The organism is Parabacteroides sp. Marseille-P3160 (assembly GCF_900162725.1).
Lineage (GTDB): Bacteria > Bacteroidota > Bacteroidia > Bacteroidales > Tannerellaceae > Marseille-P3160.
Genome location: NZ_LT799418.1, coordinates 985,248 through 1,003,502, shown reverse-complemented (window position 1 = coordinate 1,003,502; position 18,255 = coordinate 985,248). Strand labels below are relative to the sequence as shown.

The following is an 18,255-nucleotide window of genomic DNA, read 5'->3' as shown; positions in this document are numbered from 1 at the left end:
TCTAATGATTATTTTATATTGTTTTATTTTTCTATGGAATCTTTTCCGTCGGTAAGCCATTCCAGATTAAATTTCACACAATACATCGGTTTAAATTTCTCAGTTTCATATAAAACAAGAATACTCTTATCAGGCAAAACAGCGATATCACTGTAAGCAACACGCCCTTTATCCAAAGTCTTTGCCAAATTCCAAGTTAATCCTTCATCATAGCTTATTCTAACAACTAAATTTTTTCGTCCTTCAAGGGACTCATTTTTTGAATATAAAAGCCGACTCTTTTTATTTCCTTCTTTTTTGCTTGTTAATCGAGCCAAACCTCCGTCACAAGAATTTGACAAAGGAAAATTTTTATCATCAATATGTTCTTTCGACCATGTAATTCCACCATCGTGACTAATCGCTATAACTCTATAATAGTTCTTTTCTGTTGGATTATTATTTGTATAACGAGCGTTGATATATATATCTCCATTATCAAGTTCTACCATACGTGATTCATTCATATTAAGCCCATCATGGCCAAAGAAGGAGCCATGTCTCCACGTTTTTCCATGGTCATCACTATAAATGGTTGAAAGTCCATATTGGCGATCTGATACATTTATTTTTGTCCCATTCATCTTCTCTAAATTCTTCCGATGCCACACCTGAAGCAATAAACGTCCTGATGAGAGCTGTATCCCATGTCCCGGGCCAGGCATGTGAAATGCACGACCAAGGAAATCACATGGAAATCCGTTTATATCTTTAATCCATCTTCCGTTTTCATCCTTATTAGGTCTTCCGCTTTCTTTCACATGAAAAATATCTGTTATTTCAACCCTATCAGACCAAGACTCTCCTTCATCATCACTATATCGATAAAACACACGGGTATATCTCTGCAAATTCATACCTTTTACAGCTCCTTCACTCAAAGAATAAAAGAAATAAATACGCCCGGTGATTTTATCCACTAAAGGAGCCACATTAGTCCACACCTCTTGCTTTTCTATTGTATCTACGGGATCTATCATCTCCCGATGCTCTTTCCAGTAACGACCATCACTCTTCTCAATATAGTATGTTTGTGACCACGATAAACCTCCGTCTATACTCCTTTTCATTACTAAATGTTTAGGATCCTCGTCAGCATAAGTTATACGAGACTCGGAAAAAGCCAAAACAGTTCCTTTCGGAGTAACGACAATTCCAGGAATACGATATCCTTCAATGCCGTCTTCTCCTTCATCCCACACAACACTTTTAATATATTGTTTGCCGTTATTCAATGAATCGGGTGACGACGCAGATAAGAATGAGATAGAACAAGATAAAAATATTAACACAATTAAGAACTTACATTTTTTCATTTTATATTTTTATTATATTACTCTATAAAACAATCGTTTTCAATACATTGTATTATTAATGATATCGGCATTAAAGACAGCCCTGCCGGGACATAGAAAGCCTCGCTTATTCCCAAAGCATGCCGACTACAATCCACAGATAGGATTTCTTATTTTGCAACATGGAGTACTTTTTAGATTTATTCTTTAAATGGAATCTTTACGACAATTTTCCTTACCGAATCGTTTCCATTCACTTTTATACAAGGTTTATGGCCATCTTCAGGAAAGAGTACCAGAAAATTGTCTCTATTTGCTAAATGCCGGGTATATCTGTCCTTATCAAAAAACTCAATGTCTTTCTCTCCTTCATAAGGAGTAACTTCCACCCTACCGTCAAGCGGCGTTATCAGGATATATTCCTGTCCATTTGCGACATGTTGAATATCAATATATTTACGATGAGCCTCGAAATGAGCCGAATCTTTCGTCAAGTAATCAGTCACCGTCGCAAAAGTTCCATCGTCCGACAATTCATATTTACCTTTCGTCATTTTATTGAAATTACTTTCTTTCATAAATCTCATCGCCGCTGCCCACGATTGGGGGTTAAGCACATTTTGTTCAACAAACAAGCGTTTATTGATGCTAACATCCGGCTTCATAGGTAATATGGTACTCCATTCAGACTTTACATACCAATCATCTATCTGCTTCTCACTCCATTCTCTTACATTTTTTTCATCACAAGCCGTCATAAACTCTTCCAAAGTAAAACGAGTTGATACTACGGAATTTTGTTCTTTTCCTTCCCTATATTTAATATAAGTCGTAGCCACAAATGTCCCGTCAGGTAACAATTCCAATCCGGGATAGCCGCAATCACCGCCTTTATAACTATGTAACAGTTTTATCTTATACTGCCCTTGTCCTCCATTAATTAAATCTTCATACTTCCCAACCCATGCAACAAAATGATTACGCATGAGGCTTTCTTTCCCCGTATCACGAAAAACAATCACTAGTCTGCCATCTTTGGCATATTTAGCTTTATGCCTATCCCCATGCACAGCTAATGGTAAGGGTTTGATTTCGGACCAAGTCTTTCCTTCATCGTTGCTGATTATATATAAAGAGACTCTTTTCTGATTTTCCCGAATCAAACAAAGTAACTGTTTACCGTCGGGAGAACGGACAATTTCCGGTTCACAGGGTTTCAAACCTCTTATATCAACAATAATTTTGCGAGGAGACCAAGTGAATCCACCATCCTTTGAAATGCTTTGTACAATAACATTCGATCTTTCTTCTTCCTTTTCGTCCGGTCGACGGATATTTGTCATGGCTAACAATTCTTTCCCTCCGTTTATAGGCTCTATAGTGCAAAACGGCATTACACAAGGGCCAAAACCATTGCTTTTCATCTCGGACCATGTTTTACCTTCGTCTTCGGAACAAGCTTGGTACATACTTCCATCCGGCCCTTCTCCAGCAAAAACAAATAATCGGGATTTCCCTTTAGGATCAGATAAACGATAAATGGTGGGGCAGTTTCGAACAGTTGTCCAACTTTTCGGTACGGGTAATAATTCACTCCACGTCCTACCGCCGTCCTCACTCTTTTTCATTGGTCCGCAAGGTCCTCCGTGTTTATAGGTCCATACGCAATAGAGGGTCTTTCCATCCGGCAAAAGAACGGTAGTCGGATGGCCTTGATATATTTCATCTGTCCCTTGAGCGACAACAACCTGCCTTTCCGAGTCCCCGGAAATATCAAACCTCTTTATGCCTTGAATCGGTTGATGCATCATTAAGTTTTCGATAAGACAAGTTAATTTTTCCTTTGGCATTTTGAAAGTAAGGTATTCATGCTTTCCTCGTGTATCCTCTTTCCATCGGTTGCTTCCATCCGGAGCTACAATCATTCGCCCTTTCACTGTATTAAAATATCGCTCATAACCACGAACACCAACTAATACTGTGATTTGATCCCAACTCGACCGTCCTAGGGTATCCTTCTTCAAGCACATAGAATAGACATCTTTAACGGGGCTATTCTTTATGTCACTCGCGATCAAACGTAAGCCTGTATAAATAGGCCGACCTATTTCAAATCCACATAACAAAATATCGGTAGGCCATTCGTCGAATACTTTTTTTGAAGAAATAGAGTCTCTAAAAACATTAAATTCGCGACCTTCAGGAAATTTTCCACCCATTGATACCAAATGTTTGACTTTCTTTCTAACTAAAGCCTGCCCATCCAAATCAGAATATCTATCGGGAGTAGATTGCAATAAAGCTGCTAAATTGGTAAAAAATCCAACGGTAATGATCGTTACGCTGGTATCAGGCTGACTACTAAGAATCTGCCGATACACATCTATTGCGTTCAGAGTCTCAACTGTTTTTTTTATTTTATGAGAATAGCTTAACGGTAATTTTTCCGCCCAGTAATTACCGGAAAAACGTTTATCTATTATATTTTCACCTTGTAATGGCCTTCCTAATGGCAAATCGGGACGATTAAAATATGTATTGATAACTTCGATACAAGGAACAGTATTCTCATATAAATTAGAAGAAATAGTCGCCAAAATATTCACTTCTCCGCTATCAGCTAAAGCATGCAATATGGCCAAAGCTCCTACATCATCGTAATCCGGCCCCATATCCGTATCAAAAATAACAGTTCGTATTGAGCCATAATCAACTGCATTCGAATTAAAGCAATACGAAAAAGAAAAAAGAAAAATGCCAAAGAAAATCAACAAAGAACGTTTCATAATTAATAGATTTATGTCCTCCAATTTAAATTTAAATTCACACTTTATCACGGCAAAAACTTACATAAATCTCTGCTATGCTGATTATTGTATTCATATCAGCATAGCAAAAAGGATTTAATCTGAATATTCTATAAATCAATCATATCCGGGAGTTTGAATTATTGCCGGATTCGTATTTATTGAGGCATTATTAACAGGCCACAATAAAATATTTAACTCATTTTCTCGCCCTCTTAAAGTCTCTACTCTCTCAAACACTTTACCGAAACGGATTAGGTCGAACCAAGATTTTCCTTCACTACATAATTCCTTCAATCTCTCATCAAGTAATATATTCTCTATTTCTTGTTGGGTATATGTACCTTTATAAAAATTATCAATCCCATATGCCCGTTTCGCAATACGATTAAGATAGGTTAAGGCTCCAGCATAATTATTTTTTGCAATTTCAATTTCCGCTTTAAAGAGTAATGCTTCTGCAAAACGATATATACGGATATCGGAGTCAAAAATACGCGTACCTTCCTTCCAGGTCCCTAAATATTTATTTATCCATGAAAAATATTTACCACTAGGTATTGTGAAATCATCAATATTAATCTGAGCACGAGTATCTTCCTCTTTTTCCCATAAAAGATTTTTATGTATTGCTGAAATTGTTACCCATTGAGCATGACTACCTATTTGTACAGGGTTATTCTGGTATTCAGAAGGAACATTTGTCAGACCTAATAAAAAGTCACCAGCAAAAGAACTTGTATTTTCTGCTTCAATAAATGCAATTGAAAATATTATTTCTTTATTTAAATCATCTCTAAAAATATCCTCATAACTACTTGAAATGTCAAAACCAGAATTTAACACATACGACAAAGCATTATCTGCTTTATCAATAGTTTCAGTTCCTTTTTTATTAACTTTAGCTTGCCATAAATAGAAATCTGTCTGTAACATACATACTGCCTCCTTTGATATTTCGAGAGGTGATTTTCCGCCTTTGATACTGATTAATTTAAAAGCCTCACTAAGATCTTTCTCTATCTGATTAAATACTTCATCTGCAGGATTTCGAACAGGAAATAAACCCTCTTGATTATCTGATTCAAAGCCTTCAATCAACACAGGGGCATCCCCCCAAAGACGAACAATATAGTAATAACAAAAGGCTCTTAGAAAGTAAGTGCTCCCCATTATAAAACTCTTTTCGCTCTCATCTGCAAATGAAATTTCAGGAGCATGTTTTAAAATAAGATTACAATCATTTATTGAAGTATATAGAGAAGACCAATCGGTTCCAATTGTACTTGGTATTAGTTGATTGTTCCAAACATTGCCTCGTTCAACCGCTCCATTATCTACTCCATTTGTATAGAACCCAGTCCTATAATCACCCCACACAATATAATTGGTTTGAAATGCCGAACGGAAACGATTAAATGTTCCATTCAACGCAGCCTTAACATCATTCGAATTTTTCCACATAGAATTTACCGTTATAGAACTTTGAGGTTCCAAATCAAGCCAACTATCACAAGATGCTATAAAGAATCCTGAGAGTGATAGAAAAATATATATTATTATCTTTTTCATTTTACACTATTTTTATGATTAAAACTGTACTTTAAAACCTAAAGAAAAGCGTCTGATAGGAGGATAACCTGTATTTGCATTGTTAATCGTTCCCACTTCGGGAGGAGTTGCCTGGACTGCTGTAAAGTAATGAAGGTTATTTCCTGAAAGAAATACTGTTGCATTTTGTACACCTGCTTTTTTCATTAACTTATTAGGTATATTGTATCCTAAAGAAACATCTCTTATACAGAGATAATCTCCTTTAAAGGTTATAATATCACTCTCTCGCCGATAGTTCCAGTTTTCGTTACTATCATGAGCTGCTATCCTTGCCCATTTTGTTCTTGCGGCATCCCCCGGTTGTTTCCATGCGCTTAATGCTTCTCTGACAATATCTGAATTACCGTTAAAAGTAGACATCATATGATATCTAAAATCTGAATCTAATACTGTGTGCCCAATTGCCCAATCCAAATAAATTCTTAATGAGAAATCTTTATATGTAAAAGTATTAGTTAATCCCCCTGTAGAATGTGGTACGGTAACCCCCAGTTCAAACTGATCAACTTCCGTAATTTTTCCATCGCCATTTCTATCACACCATTCATAATCTCCTGCAAATTTTCGTCCTTTTGTGAATGTTTGAGTTTTATAATCCCACCCCCTTGCAAGTTCATCATATCTTGCATTTGCAGCTTGTTCTTCGGTATCAATCAGATAATCGACTTTATATCCATAAATCCGATAAAGTGATTCTCCTTCCGCTATACCACCATAGCTTTTCCCATCAGGAAGATATGTTCCTCCGATCCGATTTTTCACTTGACCATTATCTGGTAATGATACAACCTTATTTTTAACAAAACCCCAAGCAAAACTCGTTTCCCAAGAGAAATCTTTCTCTTGAACATTTTTAGATGTCAATTCGACATCAAACCCATAAAATCTAACGGATCCAACATTTGTCTCAATTGACGAAAATCCAGATGTGTTGGGTAAAGGTTTACTGAATATCAGATCGTCTGTTTTTTTGTTAAAGACATCTATATTTAACAACACTCTATCCTTAAAGAGACCTACATCAAGGCCAGCATCTATTTGTGTTGTAGTTTCCCATGTAAGATTCTGGTTGGGCATCGCCGTATTTACAATACCTGCCACATTATTATATTTATATGTTGCGGCATAAGCTCCTTGCGCAGTATATAGTCCAACCGCATTATTCCCCGTTTGTCCAATACTTGAACGCAACTTCAAAAAAGACAATATATTATTCTTTTGAAGAAAATTTTCTTCAGAAATAACCCAACCAACAGAAACTCCTGGAAAATAAGCCCATTTATGATTAGTCCCAAAACGGGAAGAACCGTCTCTTCTTAATGAGGCTGACAAAAGATATTTGTTGTTGTAATCATAAGAAACTTTTGCAAACACACTTGCCAAGACCTCTTCCGTTTTTGTAGTGGAAGCATTTGTCTTTTCTGGTGCCGCATTTAATGTTTCAATTTTATCAGAACTAGCTCCTTGAGCTGCAGCATCTAACGTTTTCACTTTCGTATTCATATATGATAGACCTACAAATCCAGACAAATTGTGATTCCCAAACCTATTATTATATTTAAGCAAACCCTCATATTGTGTTCTCTCTGTATCATCCAGAGTTGAAGTAGCTGGTCTAAGAGCATTAAATTCATTTGCTCTTTGAAACCCATCAAATTCTGTTGATGAAAAATAAGAAGTCGCTGTTGCTGTTGCCATCAAATAATCTGTTATCCCCCAATCCAATCCTCCAGAGATTGTAGTCTGACGTAAAACAGTCTCTCTTTGATAAACATTAGTCCACCAAGGTAAAGGTGAAGATGTTGCATTAACCCCTTTTGAAAATGATCCATCATCATTATATATTTTTTGAGTCGGTGGCAAATAAAGAGATCTTGATATAGCATTCGCTTGACTACTATAATCTTCAGTTGTACTACGCTGATAGCCAATATTAGAAAATATCCTTAGGTTCTTTCTAATGGCATAATCAACCAGACCTCGAGCTGAAAATCGTTTCCAACCTGTTGACATGGCAACTCCTTCATCATCTGTAAAACCTACTGAAGTAGAATACTTTATTTTCGAATCTCCCCCGTCAACACTTAAATAATAATTTTGCCGTAATGCCGAATTAAAGGCTATGTCAAGCATATCATTATCCTGGAAGACTAAAGTTTTAGAAGGGTCCAGCGGATCTATCATTGATTTCCATCCTACAGGAACATTTTCTCCCGATTGTAAATACCTAGTTGTATAAGATGATATAGCTGTATTATATCCACTATATGCATTATTATCTTGTTCAAGCCATTTTGCATTAGGACCTCGGGCTACACTAGGACGAATAATTGAAAGATATTCTTCCGCATTACATAAATCATAATATCTTTCAATGTTTTGAAGAGAGAAGTCTGCTTGAAAAGTAACTTTTGGCCCTGACGTACTTGAGCCTCCTTTAGTAGTTATTAATATAATGCCATTGGAAGCCCTCGAACCATATAATGCTGTCGATGCCGCATCCTTCAACACTTGTATTGACTCAATATCATTAGGATTTATTTCGTTGTATCCTCTTTCAAAACCATCAACCAAAATCAAAGGTGAATTACTTTTGTTTATAGAGGACCCACCACGAATTACAATATTAGGTGCTTCTCCGGGTTGACCGGAATTGCTATATATACGTGCTCCAGCCACCTTTCCTTTTAAAGCATCCATGACATTGGTCACCGACATATTTTCCAATTCTTTTGTATTCACCTTAGACACAGAGGATGTTAATGTTCTTCTGGACTGAGTTCCATATGCAACAACCACAATATCATCTAGTTCAACAGAAGAAAGTTTTAAAATAATCTTTAGATTTGAATCTTTAGCTACAACATTTTGACTCGTATAACCAATGTAAGAGAAAACTAGAACCGAATTCACTTTAGTACGGATAGAAAATTTACCATCCAAATCTGTAATGGTACCATTAGAAGTTCCTTTTTCCATTACCGAAACACCTATCAGCGGTGAATCCTGGTCATCAACAACGCTTCCTGATACACTTATTTCTTGGGCTGAAAGGGTACCAATAGAAAAAAGCAGACAGAAAAATAAACATTTAAAATTAATTTTGTTCATCTTTGTACTATATTTAAGTTTAACTTAATGAATGGCTGGGGAAATGTATGCCGTTCAAAATATACTTTTCCCCGGCTTTATTTTTGGATACCAGAAAAACCGATCTTTTTAAGATCATTTTTTAGAGAGTCATACTCTTCATCGGTAAATGAAGAGAGGGGAGACCTGCACGAACCGCAGTCAATTCCGATTAAATTCATAATAGCCTTTCCTCCTCTTACCCCTCCTCCGTACTTGATGATTACTTCTACTACTTGGATTGATTTCTGTTGCAAACTGCGTGCAGTAGCCAGATCATTATTCTTCATCGCATCGAAAATACCAGCATAAACTGAAGGGATATAATTGTAAGTACTTCCTACGCCTGCAACAGCACCCAAAGCCAAACCACAGATAAGGATTTCGTCATATCCATGAAGCACCTCAAACTCTCCACCGTTCAGTTGTAAACAAGCTCCCATTTCCATCAGATTATTGTGAGTAAATTTTGTTCCGACCAAATTAGGAATGCGTTTTTTCCCTTCCTTTAGAAACTGGACAACGGATAGATCTACCCCTGTCATCGAGGGCATGTTGTAGTAGTAAAAGGGAAGATTCGAGGCTGCAGCGGCAATCGGTGCAAAGAAACGGATCAACTCATCCACTGAACTCGGCTTAAAAAAACTGGGAGCTATAGCTGCAATAGCAGCAGCTCCTGACTGGGCTGCGTGCTTTGATAATTCAATTGCTTCCCGTTGACAGTTACTTCCTACATGTGCGATCACTTTAAAACGTCCTTTCGCAGACTTTAACCATTGCGTTAGAATCAGTTTCCTTTCCTCTGTAGTCAGGGAAGCCGATTCCCCTGTCGTTCCGCAAACAAAAACCCCTGTGACTCCTGACTTCGCCATTAGATCGGCGTATTTGTCAATTTCCGTCAATTTCAGGTCGCCATTAGCCTCCATCGGGGTAAAAGAGGCGGCAACCATTCCTTCTAATCGCTGATAATTCTCCATAAGCATTGAATTTAAACTGTTTAATAATTTCTATTCTATAATTCCTCTTAGAATATAAGGGATACGTATTCCGGGCTTAACCTCTCCGCTCGTAATATAAATTGTGTCATGATTTACGACAAGATTGGTGGTTACCGGAATAGGAAATGGAGAGGTACTAAGAATTTCCAACGACTGATCTTGTACGTCAAAACACCGGATACGTTTACTGAATCCGGGATGATCTTCAGTTGTCGGCAGGACTTCCTCAACACCTCCCATAAATAGTATCTTATCATTCTCATAGGGCATCGCGACGCCGGCCATCACGGGAAATGTTTGATTTATTTTATCCCATCTGTTTTCTGTTGGATGATACACATACCCATCCGTATGTACCTTCAATACGCCTTTTCCATCATAGTCCCGCCCACTAAAAAGATACAAAGAATGATTCTGGGCGACACAAACAGCGTAACCTTTTGGATCCCCCGGCCATGAAGGAAGCGCTTTCCAACCCTCTTCTTTCCGACTTAAATCCAAGACGAAGAAATGAGAAGTAGCCGTTTGGTTTTCCATACTCGTTTGACCGCCTAAAATATATATCTTTTGATCCAATAAGACTCCGCAGCTACAAGACAAAGGCTCCGGAAGCGACGGCCAATCGGTATCTATTTTCCATCGACTGTTCTCCCTCTTCACCATCCAAACCTTATCATAACATTGATTTGCATCATTACCTCCAATACACAAAACTCCCTCCGGTAACTGGATGGATACACCGTAAGCCACAGGAAAGAGTAGAAAATCTTCCTCTATTTGCCAATCCGACTCCTCTGCACCCTCTAAAGAAAGACTGTATAATGTTCTCCACCACTGTTTCACGCCTCCCTCCCAAGGTTTCTTGTCGGGAAAGTTCGCTCCTCCCATTACAATCAGATGATTGTCGACAATACCGGAGAAAGCACCTGCCAATCCGGGATTCTCTACGGAAGGTTTTAAAGAAGGTAGTTTTAAACGGATATCCCAATGAATTTCAAGACAAGAAGCATCTGTTGTAAAGACCTGTAGGCTACACATAGATAATAATAATATTTTTAAGGTGTTTTTCATGTAAAATCAAAATGTAAAAATCAAGTATGATGACTTCTTTTCATAAATATCTTATAGACCAGGAAATGTCGCTCAAGAGCTTTCCGATACCCGTTTTCATCTCTGGTTTTGATATAATGCAAAAGATCTTCGTGTGTCACAATCCCTCCGTCTTTTTCCAGTTCCACATTAATCGGCTCCAGGAAATCTTTAAATTTATCCTTCACAAAAGTCATAACAGGATGAACGATTTTCTGAAATTCCGTAATTGTCTTATTCCCTGTAATTTCATATAATTTGGTATGGAAAGAAAATTCGCTGTAAGGGGCGTAAGCATTATTCTCAAACATGACGCTTACTTTTACGATTTCTTCCAACTCGTCAATATCTTTTGGCCGGATATTTTGAAAAATATCATGGCAGATTCCCATTTCCAATGCAATACGGAAGCCCAAAATATCAAATAAGGTATCCTCACCCAAAATGCGGGGATCAATTACACGTTCCATTCCTCTGAGAATAGACGGCTCCGTTAAAATCATCCCCCTTCTTGTCCGGGATTCTATCATTCCCATCATCTTCAAACGGCTCAAAGCTTCACGAAGGACACTTCTGGCAACACCCAAAGCATTTGATAATTCCAATTCATTCGGAATGGCACTCCCTGCCCTCAAGTCATGTTCTCTAAAGTAAGTGAGCAACTTATCCTCTACCTGATCAACCAAGGTCAACGATTGGTTATGTATCTTTAGGTTTTCCATTGAAATGATTTATATTATTTGTCTGACAAATGAAAGAATTAAATTTGATATATCAAACATTTCAAAATAAAAAATAAAAGATTTAACATTCTTCCCTCTGCTTTTTATCCTATCAAATAACCAACTGCCTTATTCTTAGGAATGTTTGAAAGAATCAACCTGTTCCTATCCTTTTTGTCAGATCAAAAAACAAGCTATATAGCTTGAGCGATTTTTTTACTTTTTTTTATCCTCTTCATTGTTGGAAAAATCCCCTTCACCTGTCTTCTTTTCCGTTTCACCCGAATTAGGCGGAACGGCCTTTTTTAACAAGGAAATATTCTTTGTACTTATGCCGTTATTTTGTAACAAAAACGTAACAATTTATATGGACTTGGGATTAGAGACTTTCGATATGATAACATTAGATAAGATGGAACATATCCGTCTTATGAATCGTATAGATACCAAATATCTTATTCGTACGGAGTTTTTGCCGGAGATATTAAATATGCTCCGAAGCAATTACTATGTACAAGATATTTCGGGGAAACGCTCTTTCGATTATCTTACTTTATATTATGATACACCCAGCTATGCGATGTATCACTCGCATCAAAACGGCAAATCGGAACGTATAAAAATACGGACACGTGAATATTGCGATTCAAACCTTTGTTTTCTGGAAATCAAAACAAAATCGAATAAAGGACTGACACAAAAAATAAGGATTAAGAACAACCGGCTCGACTCACTTGATTCAACTGAGTCCATGCGCTTTTTAAACCTTCATTCATCTTATCCAAGTTCTATGCTCGAAGCAAAGCTAATGACCTATTACAAAAGGATAACTTTGGTCAATAAGGCGGAAACCGAACGATTAACGATTGATTATGATTTGCAGTTTCAAAACAAGTGTACAGATTGGAAAGTAAAATTACCTTGTATGACCATCATTGAACTAAAAAGAAAGAAATGGGCGCATTCTTTGATCGAAGATAAACTGAATGACATACATATAAAGCCTTATCATATCAGCAAATATTGTCTGGGTACGGCACTCACGGACTTAAGGGTTAAACATAATAACATTAAATCCAAGATCTTATATATTCATAAACTAACGGATTTTATCTATGAACAACATGCTTGATTTTTTCTATCCAGAAGCGTTTATCTCTCTCCTTACCCGATTTGCTTTTAATCTAATCATTATAGGCATCATCATTATTTTCTTTTATTTTAAGAAAACGAAAAGGCGGGATTATTTATTTACCTTTTTTATGGTAAGCACAACCATCTTTTTGATGATTTATCTTCTTGATTCAGTGAAAATCCAAATCGGATTCGCGTTAGGGCTCTTTGCCATTTTCGGCATTTTGCGCTACCGTACAGACACATTACCGGTAAGAGAAATGACCTATCTCTTTGCTATTATAGGTATATCAGTAATCAATGCATTAAGCAATGCTAAAATAAGTATTATAGAGCTTGTTTTTACAAACCTGATTTTTATCGGCATGTTCTGGGGATTGGAAAGCATTAAAAAGTTAAAGCATATAACCAGTAAGTTAATCATATACGAGAAAATAGATTTGATAAAACCGGAACGGCAAGAGGAGATGCTGACAGATCTACGGAATCGGACAGGTATCGATATCGAACGGTTCGAAATCGGACAAATCGATTTCTTGAAAGATATCGCCTATGTCAAAATCTATTATTCCAATGATAATAGGGAAAATATGGCTGATAATATCACCAAGACGAAAGAGTTTCTGGATAATTTATAATAGAAGCGTTGAGATGAAAAAGAAATCAGTCTATATTCTAAGTATGCTAGTCCTGTTTCATGTTCCCCGGGTTATTGCTCAAACCGAGACTTTCGGTCTATGGTCTTCGATAGAAGCATCCAAAAAATTAAATCGGTTCGATTTGAATAGTGAATTGGAATTGCGAACGATGGAGGGAGTGGAGAAGATTGCACGCATTTCGGCCAAAGTGGGCGTCGACTATCGTATGATCAAACCATTGAAGGTAGGGATCGCTTATCAATACATTCATTTTAATGATGTCAAATATTCGGATTTTCAGCCGAGAAATCGTTTTATAGCCTATTTGCAGGGAAAACAGAAATGGGGAAATTGGGAGTTTACTTTGAGGGAACGGCTACAGACAACGATCAAAGACGAAAGTGATCGCCTGAAAGAAAGCGGAAAGACGGACACTTACAAAATGAATCCGGAGTGGACCTGGCGTAACCGGCTGAGGATAAGCTACAACATTCCGAAATGTAAAATTACGCCTTCATTTTCCATCGAAACTTTTTACCAATTAAATAATCCGGATGGAAATACTTTTGACCGGCTTCGTTACACGCTATCCGGCACATATAAAATAAATAAGCAAAACGCCATTGAGTTGTATGGTTTGTATCAGCGGAATATAAACACGGACGAACCGGAAAACCGGAGTGCCATCGGAGTGTCTTACTCTTTTTCTTTTTAATAGGAACCAATAAATCACTTACATAAGATGTGTATAATAAATAGATTCTCAATCATTATCCAGTTTCTTCTCTTTGTAAACATCCTCATTTCGTGCTCCGGTAATGATGAGGAGATAGAAGATATTGGAAATAGTATAGATTATGAAGTAGAGGAAGACTATGAAACCAATTCAATCGATTCGACTTTTACGGATGCGATTACCATCGCTTTCAGCGCTAATGGGGTCACGATTGGAAATCCTTATTCCGCCACTGGGGTTACGATTGAAGAAACAAATGGAAAAGTCGTTGTGAATTCTACTTTCACGGATACTGAAATCAATTATGTCCTATCAGGAGTTACTGCGGATGGTTCGTTGAAAATATACAGCAAACAGAAATTCGGATTAATCTTTAATGGCGTCAGTATCATTAATAAAAACGGGCCGGCTATCAATATACAATCGGATAAAAAGGCTTCTGTTACGCTGTTGAAAGGTACTCGTAACCGTCTTGTGGACGGAAGTACTTACGAAGAAAAGACGAATGAAGACCAAAAAGGAGCTTTTTTCAGCGAAGGGGCGTTCATTTTCGACGGAACAGGCAGTCTCACGGTTATAGGGCGTTATAAACACGCCATCTGCAGCGATGATTATGTAGAAATTAAGAATGGGAACATAACAGTCGAAATTGCATCGAAAGACGGAATTCATGTGAATGACTATTTCCAAATGGAGGGAGGAGCATTATCTATCGCCTCCCTGAGCGACGGCATTGAATGCGAAGAAGGTACGATCCTTATAAATGGCGGTACTTTAGCGGTAAACAGTACTGACGACGGCATCGTATCTTCTTACGAAGGAAACGATAACTCCATAGATCCTTCCATAAATATCAATGGAGGAACTATTACAATTTCGACCGCCGGCGAAAAAGGAATGGGGATTAAGACTAATGGAAATGTCGTTATTACTAAATGTGATTTGCTGACAATTCAGGTGGCAGGAAACGGATCGAAAGGAATTAAAACCGGAAACAATGTGAATATTTCCGGCGGAACAACCGAAATGAGAGTAACAGGCGATGCTTTCTTTGATAAAGAAGATAACGAGATCACGTCTCCCGCAGGAGTAAAATGTGACGGCAATTTTACCTTAACCGGCGGAACGCTGACTATCAATAGCTCGGGAACCGGGGGAAAAGGTATTAATGTGGATGGTACTATAAAAGTAGACGCGGGCTCCATTTACGTGACAACAACGGGTGGACAATTCCGGTATGGTACGGACGACACCGCTGCCAAGGCGATAAAGGCGGAAGGCGAAATTACAATTCAAGGAGGAAAAATCATCGTAAAAACATCCGCTACGGAGGCGGAAGGCATCGAGAGTAAATCGACGCTGACAATTAACGGAGGAGAAATCGAGGTAGAAGCATACGACGATTGTCTGAACGCTTCAAAACACATCGCAATTAACGGTGGTTCCGTCTACTGCTACAGCCAGACTAATGATGGCATTGATTCCAATGGCACGTTGACCATTACGGGCGGAGTAATTATTTCATCCGGTTCTACCTCTCCCGAAGAAGGCTTGGATAATGATAACAATACTTTTAAAATAACGGGAGGTACGATTTTAGGCATAGGAGGAAGCACGAGCACACCGAGCTCCTCTGTTTCCACTCAACGTTCAGTAATATATGGAGGTTCAGGTTCTGCCGACCAAATCATCCGCATACAGTCTGAATCGGGTACAGACATTCTAACCTATAAAATACCGAGGAACTATTCACAAATGACTCTCTTATTCAGCAGTAATGCGCTTCAGAGCGGAACGACCTATACAATTTATCAAGGAGGGAGCATAACCGGAGGCACAAACTTTCACGGCTTGTATTCCAATGCAACCTATACAGGGGGAACCGCTGCGGCAACATTTACTCCGAGTTCCATGGTCACCTCTGTCGGTCGTACCTCAACTGGAATAGGAGGTGGAGGCGGCCCTCGGTAAGGTCGGGGACATCATTTAAGAGGAGCAAAGTCAAATTTTCAAACAGTTAGGCTGTAAAAAGGATTTTTAACCATTATACAACGTTTAATAAAAGATTTAACTTTACTATTTAGGCAAAAATAATCAGCATATGGTATTTTTGCCTAAATGTTTACATAAAGAGTCTTTTATGAAAAAGTATACAGTTCTTCTATTATGGATAATATTACCGAGTGTTATTTCCTGCAGCAAAGACGATAACAATAATGAGAGTAAAAATATAAGCCAGATCAACGGATTTGTTGAAAAAGGTCCGTTTATCGCCGGCTCATCGGTCACCGTATATGAATTGGACGCCAACCTCAATGGGACCGGCAAAGTGTTTGAAGCGAAGACGAACGACGAAGGCGCCTTTACGATTAACACCTCAACCGCATTTGTTTCCAATTATGTACGGTTATCCGTCAACGGTTTTTATTTCAACGAATATACAGGCAAACTATCCGACGCACCGATAACACTGGAAGGCCTTACGGAAATTAAGAAAGACGGAAACGTGAGCATTAATATCAATGTATTGACTCATCTGGAAACTCCCCGCGTCGTTCAGTTGGTTACAAAGGAGAAACTGGATTTCCGGGAAGCCAAAAAGCAAGCGGAAGAAGAATTGCTGTCAGCTTTCCTGATAACCGGCCAGGCGATCGTTCCCGAGGAAACCAGTATCACGGCTAACAATACTTCAGCCAATATCCTGATCGCCGTTTCCTCAATCTTATTGAACCAACGCAGTGATGCCGAAGTCTCCGAACTGATGAGTTTTATACGCGAAGATCTCTCCGACGGACAATTTAAAGAAGAGACAATAAAGAAAATAGAAGATTCGAGTTTTGGTTTGAATTACTCGAATATTAAAAAGCATATCATTGACCGATATGCCTATTTAGGAAAAACCGTAGAGGTCGGCAACTTTGAATTATTTATTGACGGAGACGGAGATGGGGAAATAGGAGATACTTACGAAGAGCAATTTCCTGTAGCGGAAGAGGATTTCTTCGATAAGGAAGAAAATGTCATAAAGTTTTTCCAATCTTCAAATGATCGGCTTGCTAATTATTTCAGGTACGAATCTCTGTTCGATGGGCTTTATACACAGACGGTATCCGCCGACGAACTGCAAAGCAACTATGATTTAAGAGCGGCCTATGAACATAATATCTCATCGAATAGTAACCTGATTTATAATCTATGGGCTTCAGCATACCTATCGTTGTCCAATGATAATCAACTGCTTGCAAAAGCCGAAACTTCTCAGTATGATTGGTTCAAAAAATATAGTTCCTTCTCACGTACCTATCGCTCTTATAAATATCTCAGCATGATCAATCTTTGGGGAGACGTCGTACTGCTCACCAAACAGCCAAATCCGGATGAAGCAGCTAACATTGCCCGGACTTCCAAAGAGAAAGTTCTTAGTTTTATCATCAGCGAATTGGCTGAAACGGAAAAAGTACTCCCGGAAGAAAAAGAGGAACTATTCTGTGACCGCTACTTTGCAGCCGCTTTACTGGCAAGAGCCTATCTGGAGAAAAAAGACTATCCGAACGTCTTAATATACGCAACGAAAATCATAAACAGCGGGAAATACGAGCTAAGCCCGGATTATAATGCAATCTTCGAGGGTGGCAATAAAGAGGTCGTTTTTGAACTTCCCGAAAAGGAAGAAGGCACACAGATACCGGCGGCCTACAAGGGACTGATCCGTAAAGGGAATTACATCGCACTAAGCCGTTACGCCGAAGTTTTGTTAATGGCATCCGAAGCAAACTATAAACAGGGCAATACCGGGCAGGCGGTTTCGTTGCTCAATCAGGTAAGGCGCAGGAACGGGAAAACGGATTTAACTGCTGCGGATAATATAGAAGAGGCCTTATTGGAAGAATGGAAAGAGGATCTGAAGAATGAAGGATCATATTTCGCTACACTTAAACGGTTAGGAGTTGCTGAAAATGTTTTAAAGATACCGGATTACAAGTTATTAATACCTATTCCACAAAGAGAAATAGATTTAAATTCCCGAATGACACAAAACCCGGGATATAATTAA

General features: G+C 38.3%; 12 protein-coding genes. 5 read left to right on the top strand and 7 right to left on the bottom strand.

The genetic code is table 11. The annotated features are described in order from the left end of the window. Positions 1–23: 23 nt before the first annotated feature. The 7 genes from BQ8014_RS04015 to BQ8014_RS03985 form a co-directional block, all read right to left on the bottom strand. The gene (locus BQ8014_RS04015; protein WP_080903235.1) at positions 24–1,355 is read right to left on the bottom strand and encodes a sialidase family protein; all 1,332 of its coding nucleotides are present in this window, start codon (positions 1,353–1,355) and stop codon (positions 24–26) included. A gap of 179 nt (positions 1,356–1,534) precedes the next feature. After that, complete coding sequence (locus BQ8014_RS04010) at positions 1,535–4,108, bottom strand: YhcH/YjgK/YiaL family protein (RefSeq protein ID WP_234997977.1); 2,574 nt, start codon at positions 4,106–4,108, stop codon at positions 1,535–1,537. 150 nt (positions 4,109–4,258) lie between these two features. Beyond that, positions 4,259–5,713 carry a RagB/SusD family nutrient uptake outer membrane protein gene (locus tag BQ8014_RS04005; protein ID WP_080903233.1) on the bottom strand — a complete coding sequence of 485 codons (1,455 nt, stop codon included), beginning with the start codon at positions 5,711–5,713 and terminating at the stop codon, positions 4,259–4,261. A gap of 18 nt (positions 5,714–5,731) precedes the next feature. Next, positions 5,732–8,866: a SusC/RagA family TonB-linked outer membrane protein gene (locus BQ8014_RS04000; protein ID WP_080903232.1), complete on the bottom strand. Its 3,135-nt coding sequence runs from the start codon at positions 8,864–8,866 to the stop codon at positions 5,732–5,734. Between the two features lie 77 nt (positions 8,867–8,943). Further along, positions 8,944–9,861 (bottom strand): dihydrodipicolinate synthase family protein, encoded by a 918-nt coding sequence (locus BQ8014_RS03995; protein WP_080905804.1) that lies wholly within the window; start codon positions 9,859–9,861, stop codon positions 8,944–8,946. 30 nt (positions 9,862–9,891) lie between these two features. Continuing rightward, the gene (locus BQ8014_RS03990) at positions 9,892–10,953 is read right to left on the bottom strand and encodes a hypothetical protein (protein ID WP_080903231.1); all 1,062 of its coding nucleotides are present in this window, start codon (positions 10,951–10,953) and stop codon (positions 9,892–9,894) included. 20 nt (positions 10,954–10,973) lie between these two features. Further along, a complete protein-coding gene (locus tag BQ8014_RS03985) occupies positions 10,974–11,693 on the bottom strand; it encodes a FadR/GntR family transcriptional regulator (protein ID WP_080903230.1) in 720 nt (239 codons plus the stop codon). A 394-nt stretch (positions 11,694–12,087) separates the two neighbouring features. On the opposite strand from BQ8014_RS03985, the gene BQ8014_RS03980 reads away from it, so the two are divergent. The 5 genes from BQ8014_RS03980 (at position 12,088) to BQ8014_RS03960 (ending at position 18,255) form a co-directional block, all read left to right on the top strand. Beyond that, entirely contained in the window at positions 12,088–12,825 is a 738-nt protein-coding gene (locus tag BQ8014_RS03980) for a polyphosphate polymerase domain-containing protein (protein ID WP_160150028.1), read from the top strand. Further along, positions 12,809–13,465, top strand: a complete 657-nt coding sequence (locus BQ8014_RS03975; protein WP_080903228.1) for a DUF4956 domain-containing protein — start codon at positions 12,809–12,811, stop codon at positions 13,463–13,465. The genes BQ8014_RS03980 and BQ8014_RS03975 overlap by 17 nt, the downstream gene beginning before the upstream one ends. A 13-nt stretch (positions 13,466–13,478) precedes the next feature. After that, the gene (locus tag BQ8014_RS03970; protein WP_160150027.1) at positions 13,479–14,180 is read left to right on the top strand and encodes a DUF2490 domain-containing protein; all 702 of its coding nucleotides are present in this window, start codon (positions 13,479–13,481) and stop codon (positions 14,178–14,180) included. Between the two features lie 27 nt (positions 14,181–14,207). Beyond that, the gene (locus BQ8014_RS03965) at positions 14,208–16,172 is read left to right on the top strand and encodes a carbohydrate-binding domain-containing protein (protein WP_080903226.1); all 1,965 of its coding nucleotides are present in this window, start codon (positions 14,208–14,210) and stop codon (positions 16,170–16,172) included. Between the two features lie 169 nt (positions 16,173–16,341). Beyond that, the gene (locus BQ8014_RS03960; RefSeq protein WP_160150026.1) at positions 16,342–18,255 is read left to right on the top strand and encodes a RagB/SusD family nutrient uptake outer membrane protein; all 1,914 of its coding nucleotides are present in this window, start codon (positions 16,342–16,344) and stop codon (positions 18,253–18,255) included.

Bases quoted from the DNA above. Each gene is read 5' to 3' on its own strand.
- BQ8014_RS04015 (WP_080903235.1), bottom strand. From the start codon at position 1,355: ATGAAAAAATGTAAGTTCTTAATTGTGTTAATATTTTTATCTTGTTCT.
- BQ8014_RS04005 (WP_080903233.1), bottom strand. From the start codon at position 5,713: ATGAAAAAGATAATAATATATATTTTTCTATCACTCTCAGGATTCTTT.
- BQ8014_RS04000 (WP_080903232.1), bottom strand. From the start codon at position 8,866: ATGAACAAAATTAATTTTAAATGTTTATTTTTCTGTCTGCTTTTTTCT.
- BQ8014_RS03995 (WP_080905804.1), bottom strand. From the start codon at position 9,861: ATGGAGAATTATCAGCGATTAGAAGGAATGGTTGCCGCCTCTTTTACC.
- BQ8014_RS03990 (WP_080903231.1), bottom strand. From the start codon at position 10,953: ATGAAAAACACCTTAAAAATATTATTATTATCTATGTGTAGCCTACAG.
- BQ8014_RS03985 (WP_080903230.1), bottom strand. From the start codon at position 11,693: ATGGAAAACCTAAAGATACATAACCAATCGTTGACCTTGGTTGATCAG.
- BQ8014_RS03980 (WP_160150028.1), top strand. From the start codon at position 12,088: ATGATAACATTAGATAAGATGGAACATATCCGTCTTATGAATCGTATA.
- BQ8014_RS03975 (WP_080903228.1), top strand. From the start codon at position 12,809: ATGAACAACATGCTTGATTTTTTCTATCCAGAAGCGTTTATCTCTCTC.
- BQ8014_RS03970 (WP_160150027.1), top strand. From the start codon at position 13,479: ATGAAAAAGAAATCAGTCTATATTCTAAGTATGCTAGTCCTGTTTCAT.
- BQ8014_RS03965 (WP_080903226.1), top strand. From the start codon at position 14,208: ATGTGTATAATAAATAGATTCTCAATCATTATCCAGTTTCTTCTCTTT.
- BQ8014_RS03960 (WP_160150026.1), top strand. From the start codon at position 16,342: ATGAAAAAGTATACAGTTCTTCTATTATGGATAATATTACCGAGTGTT.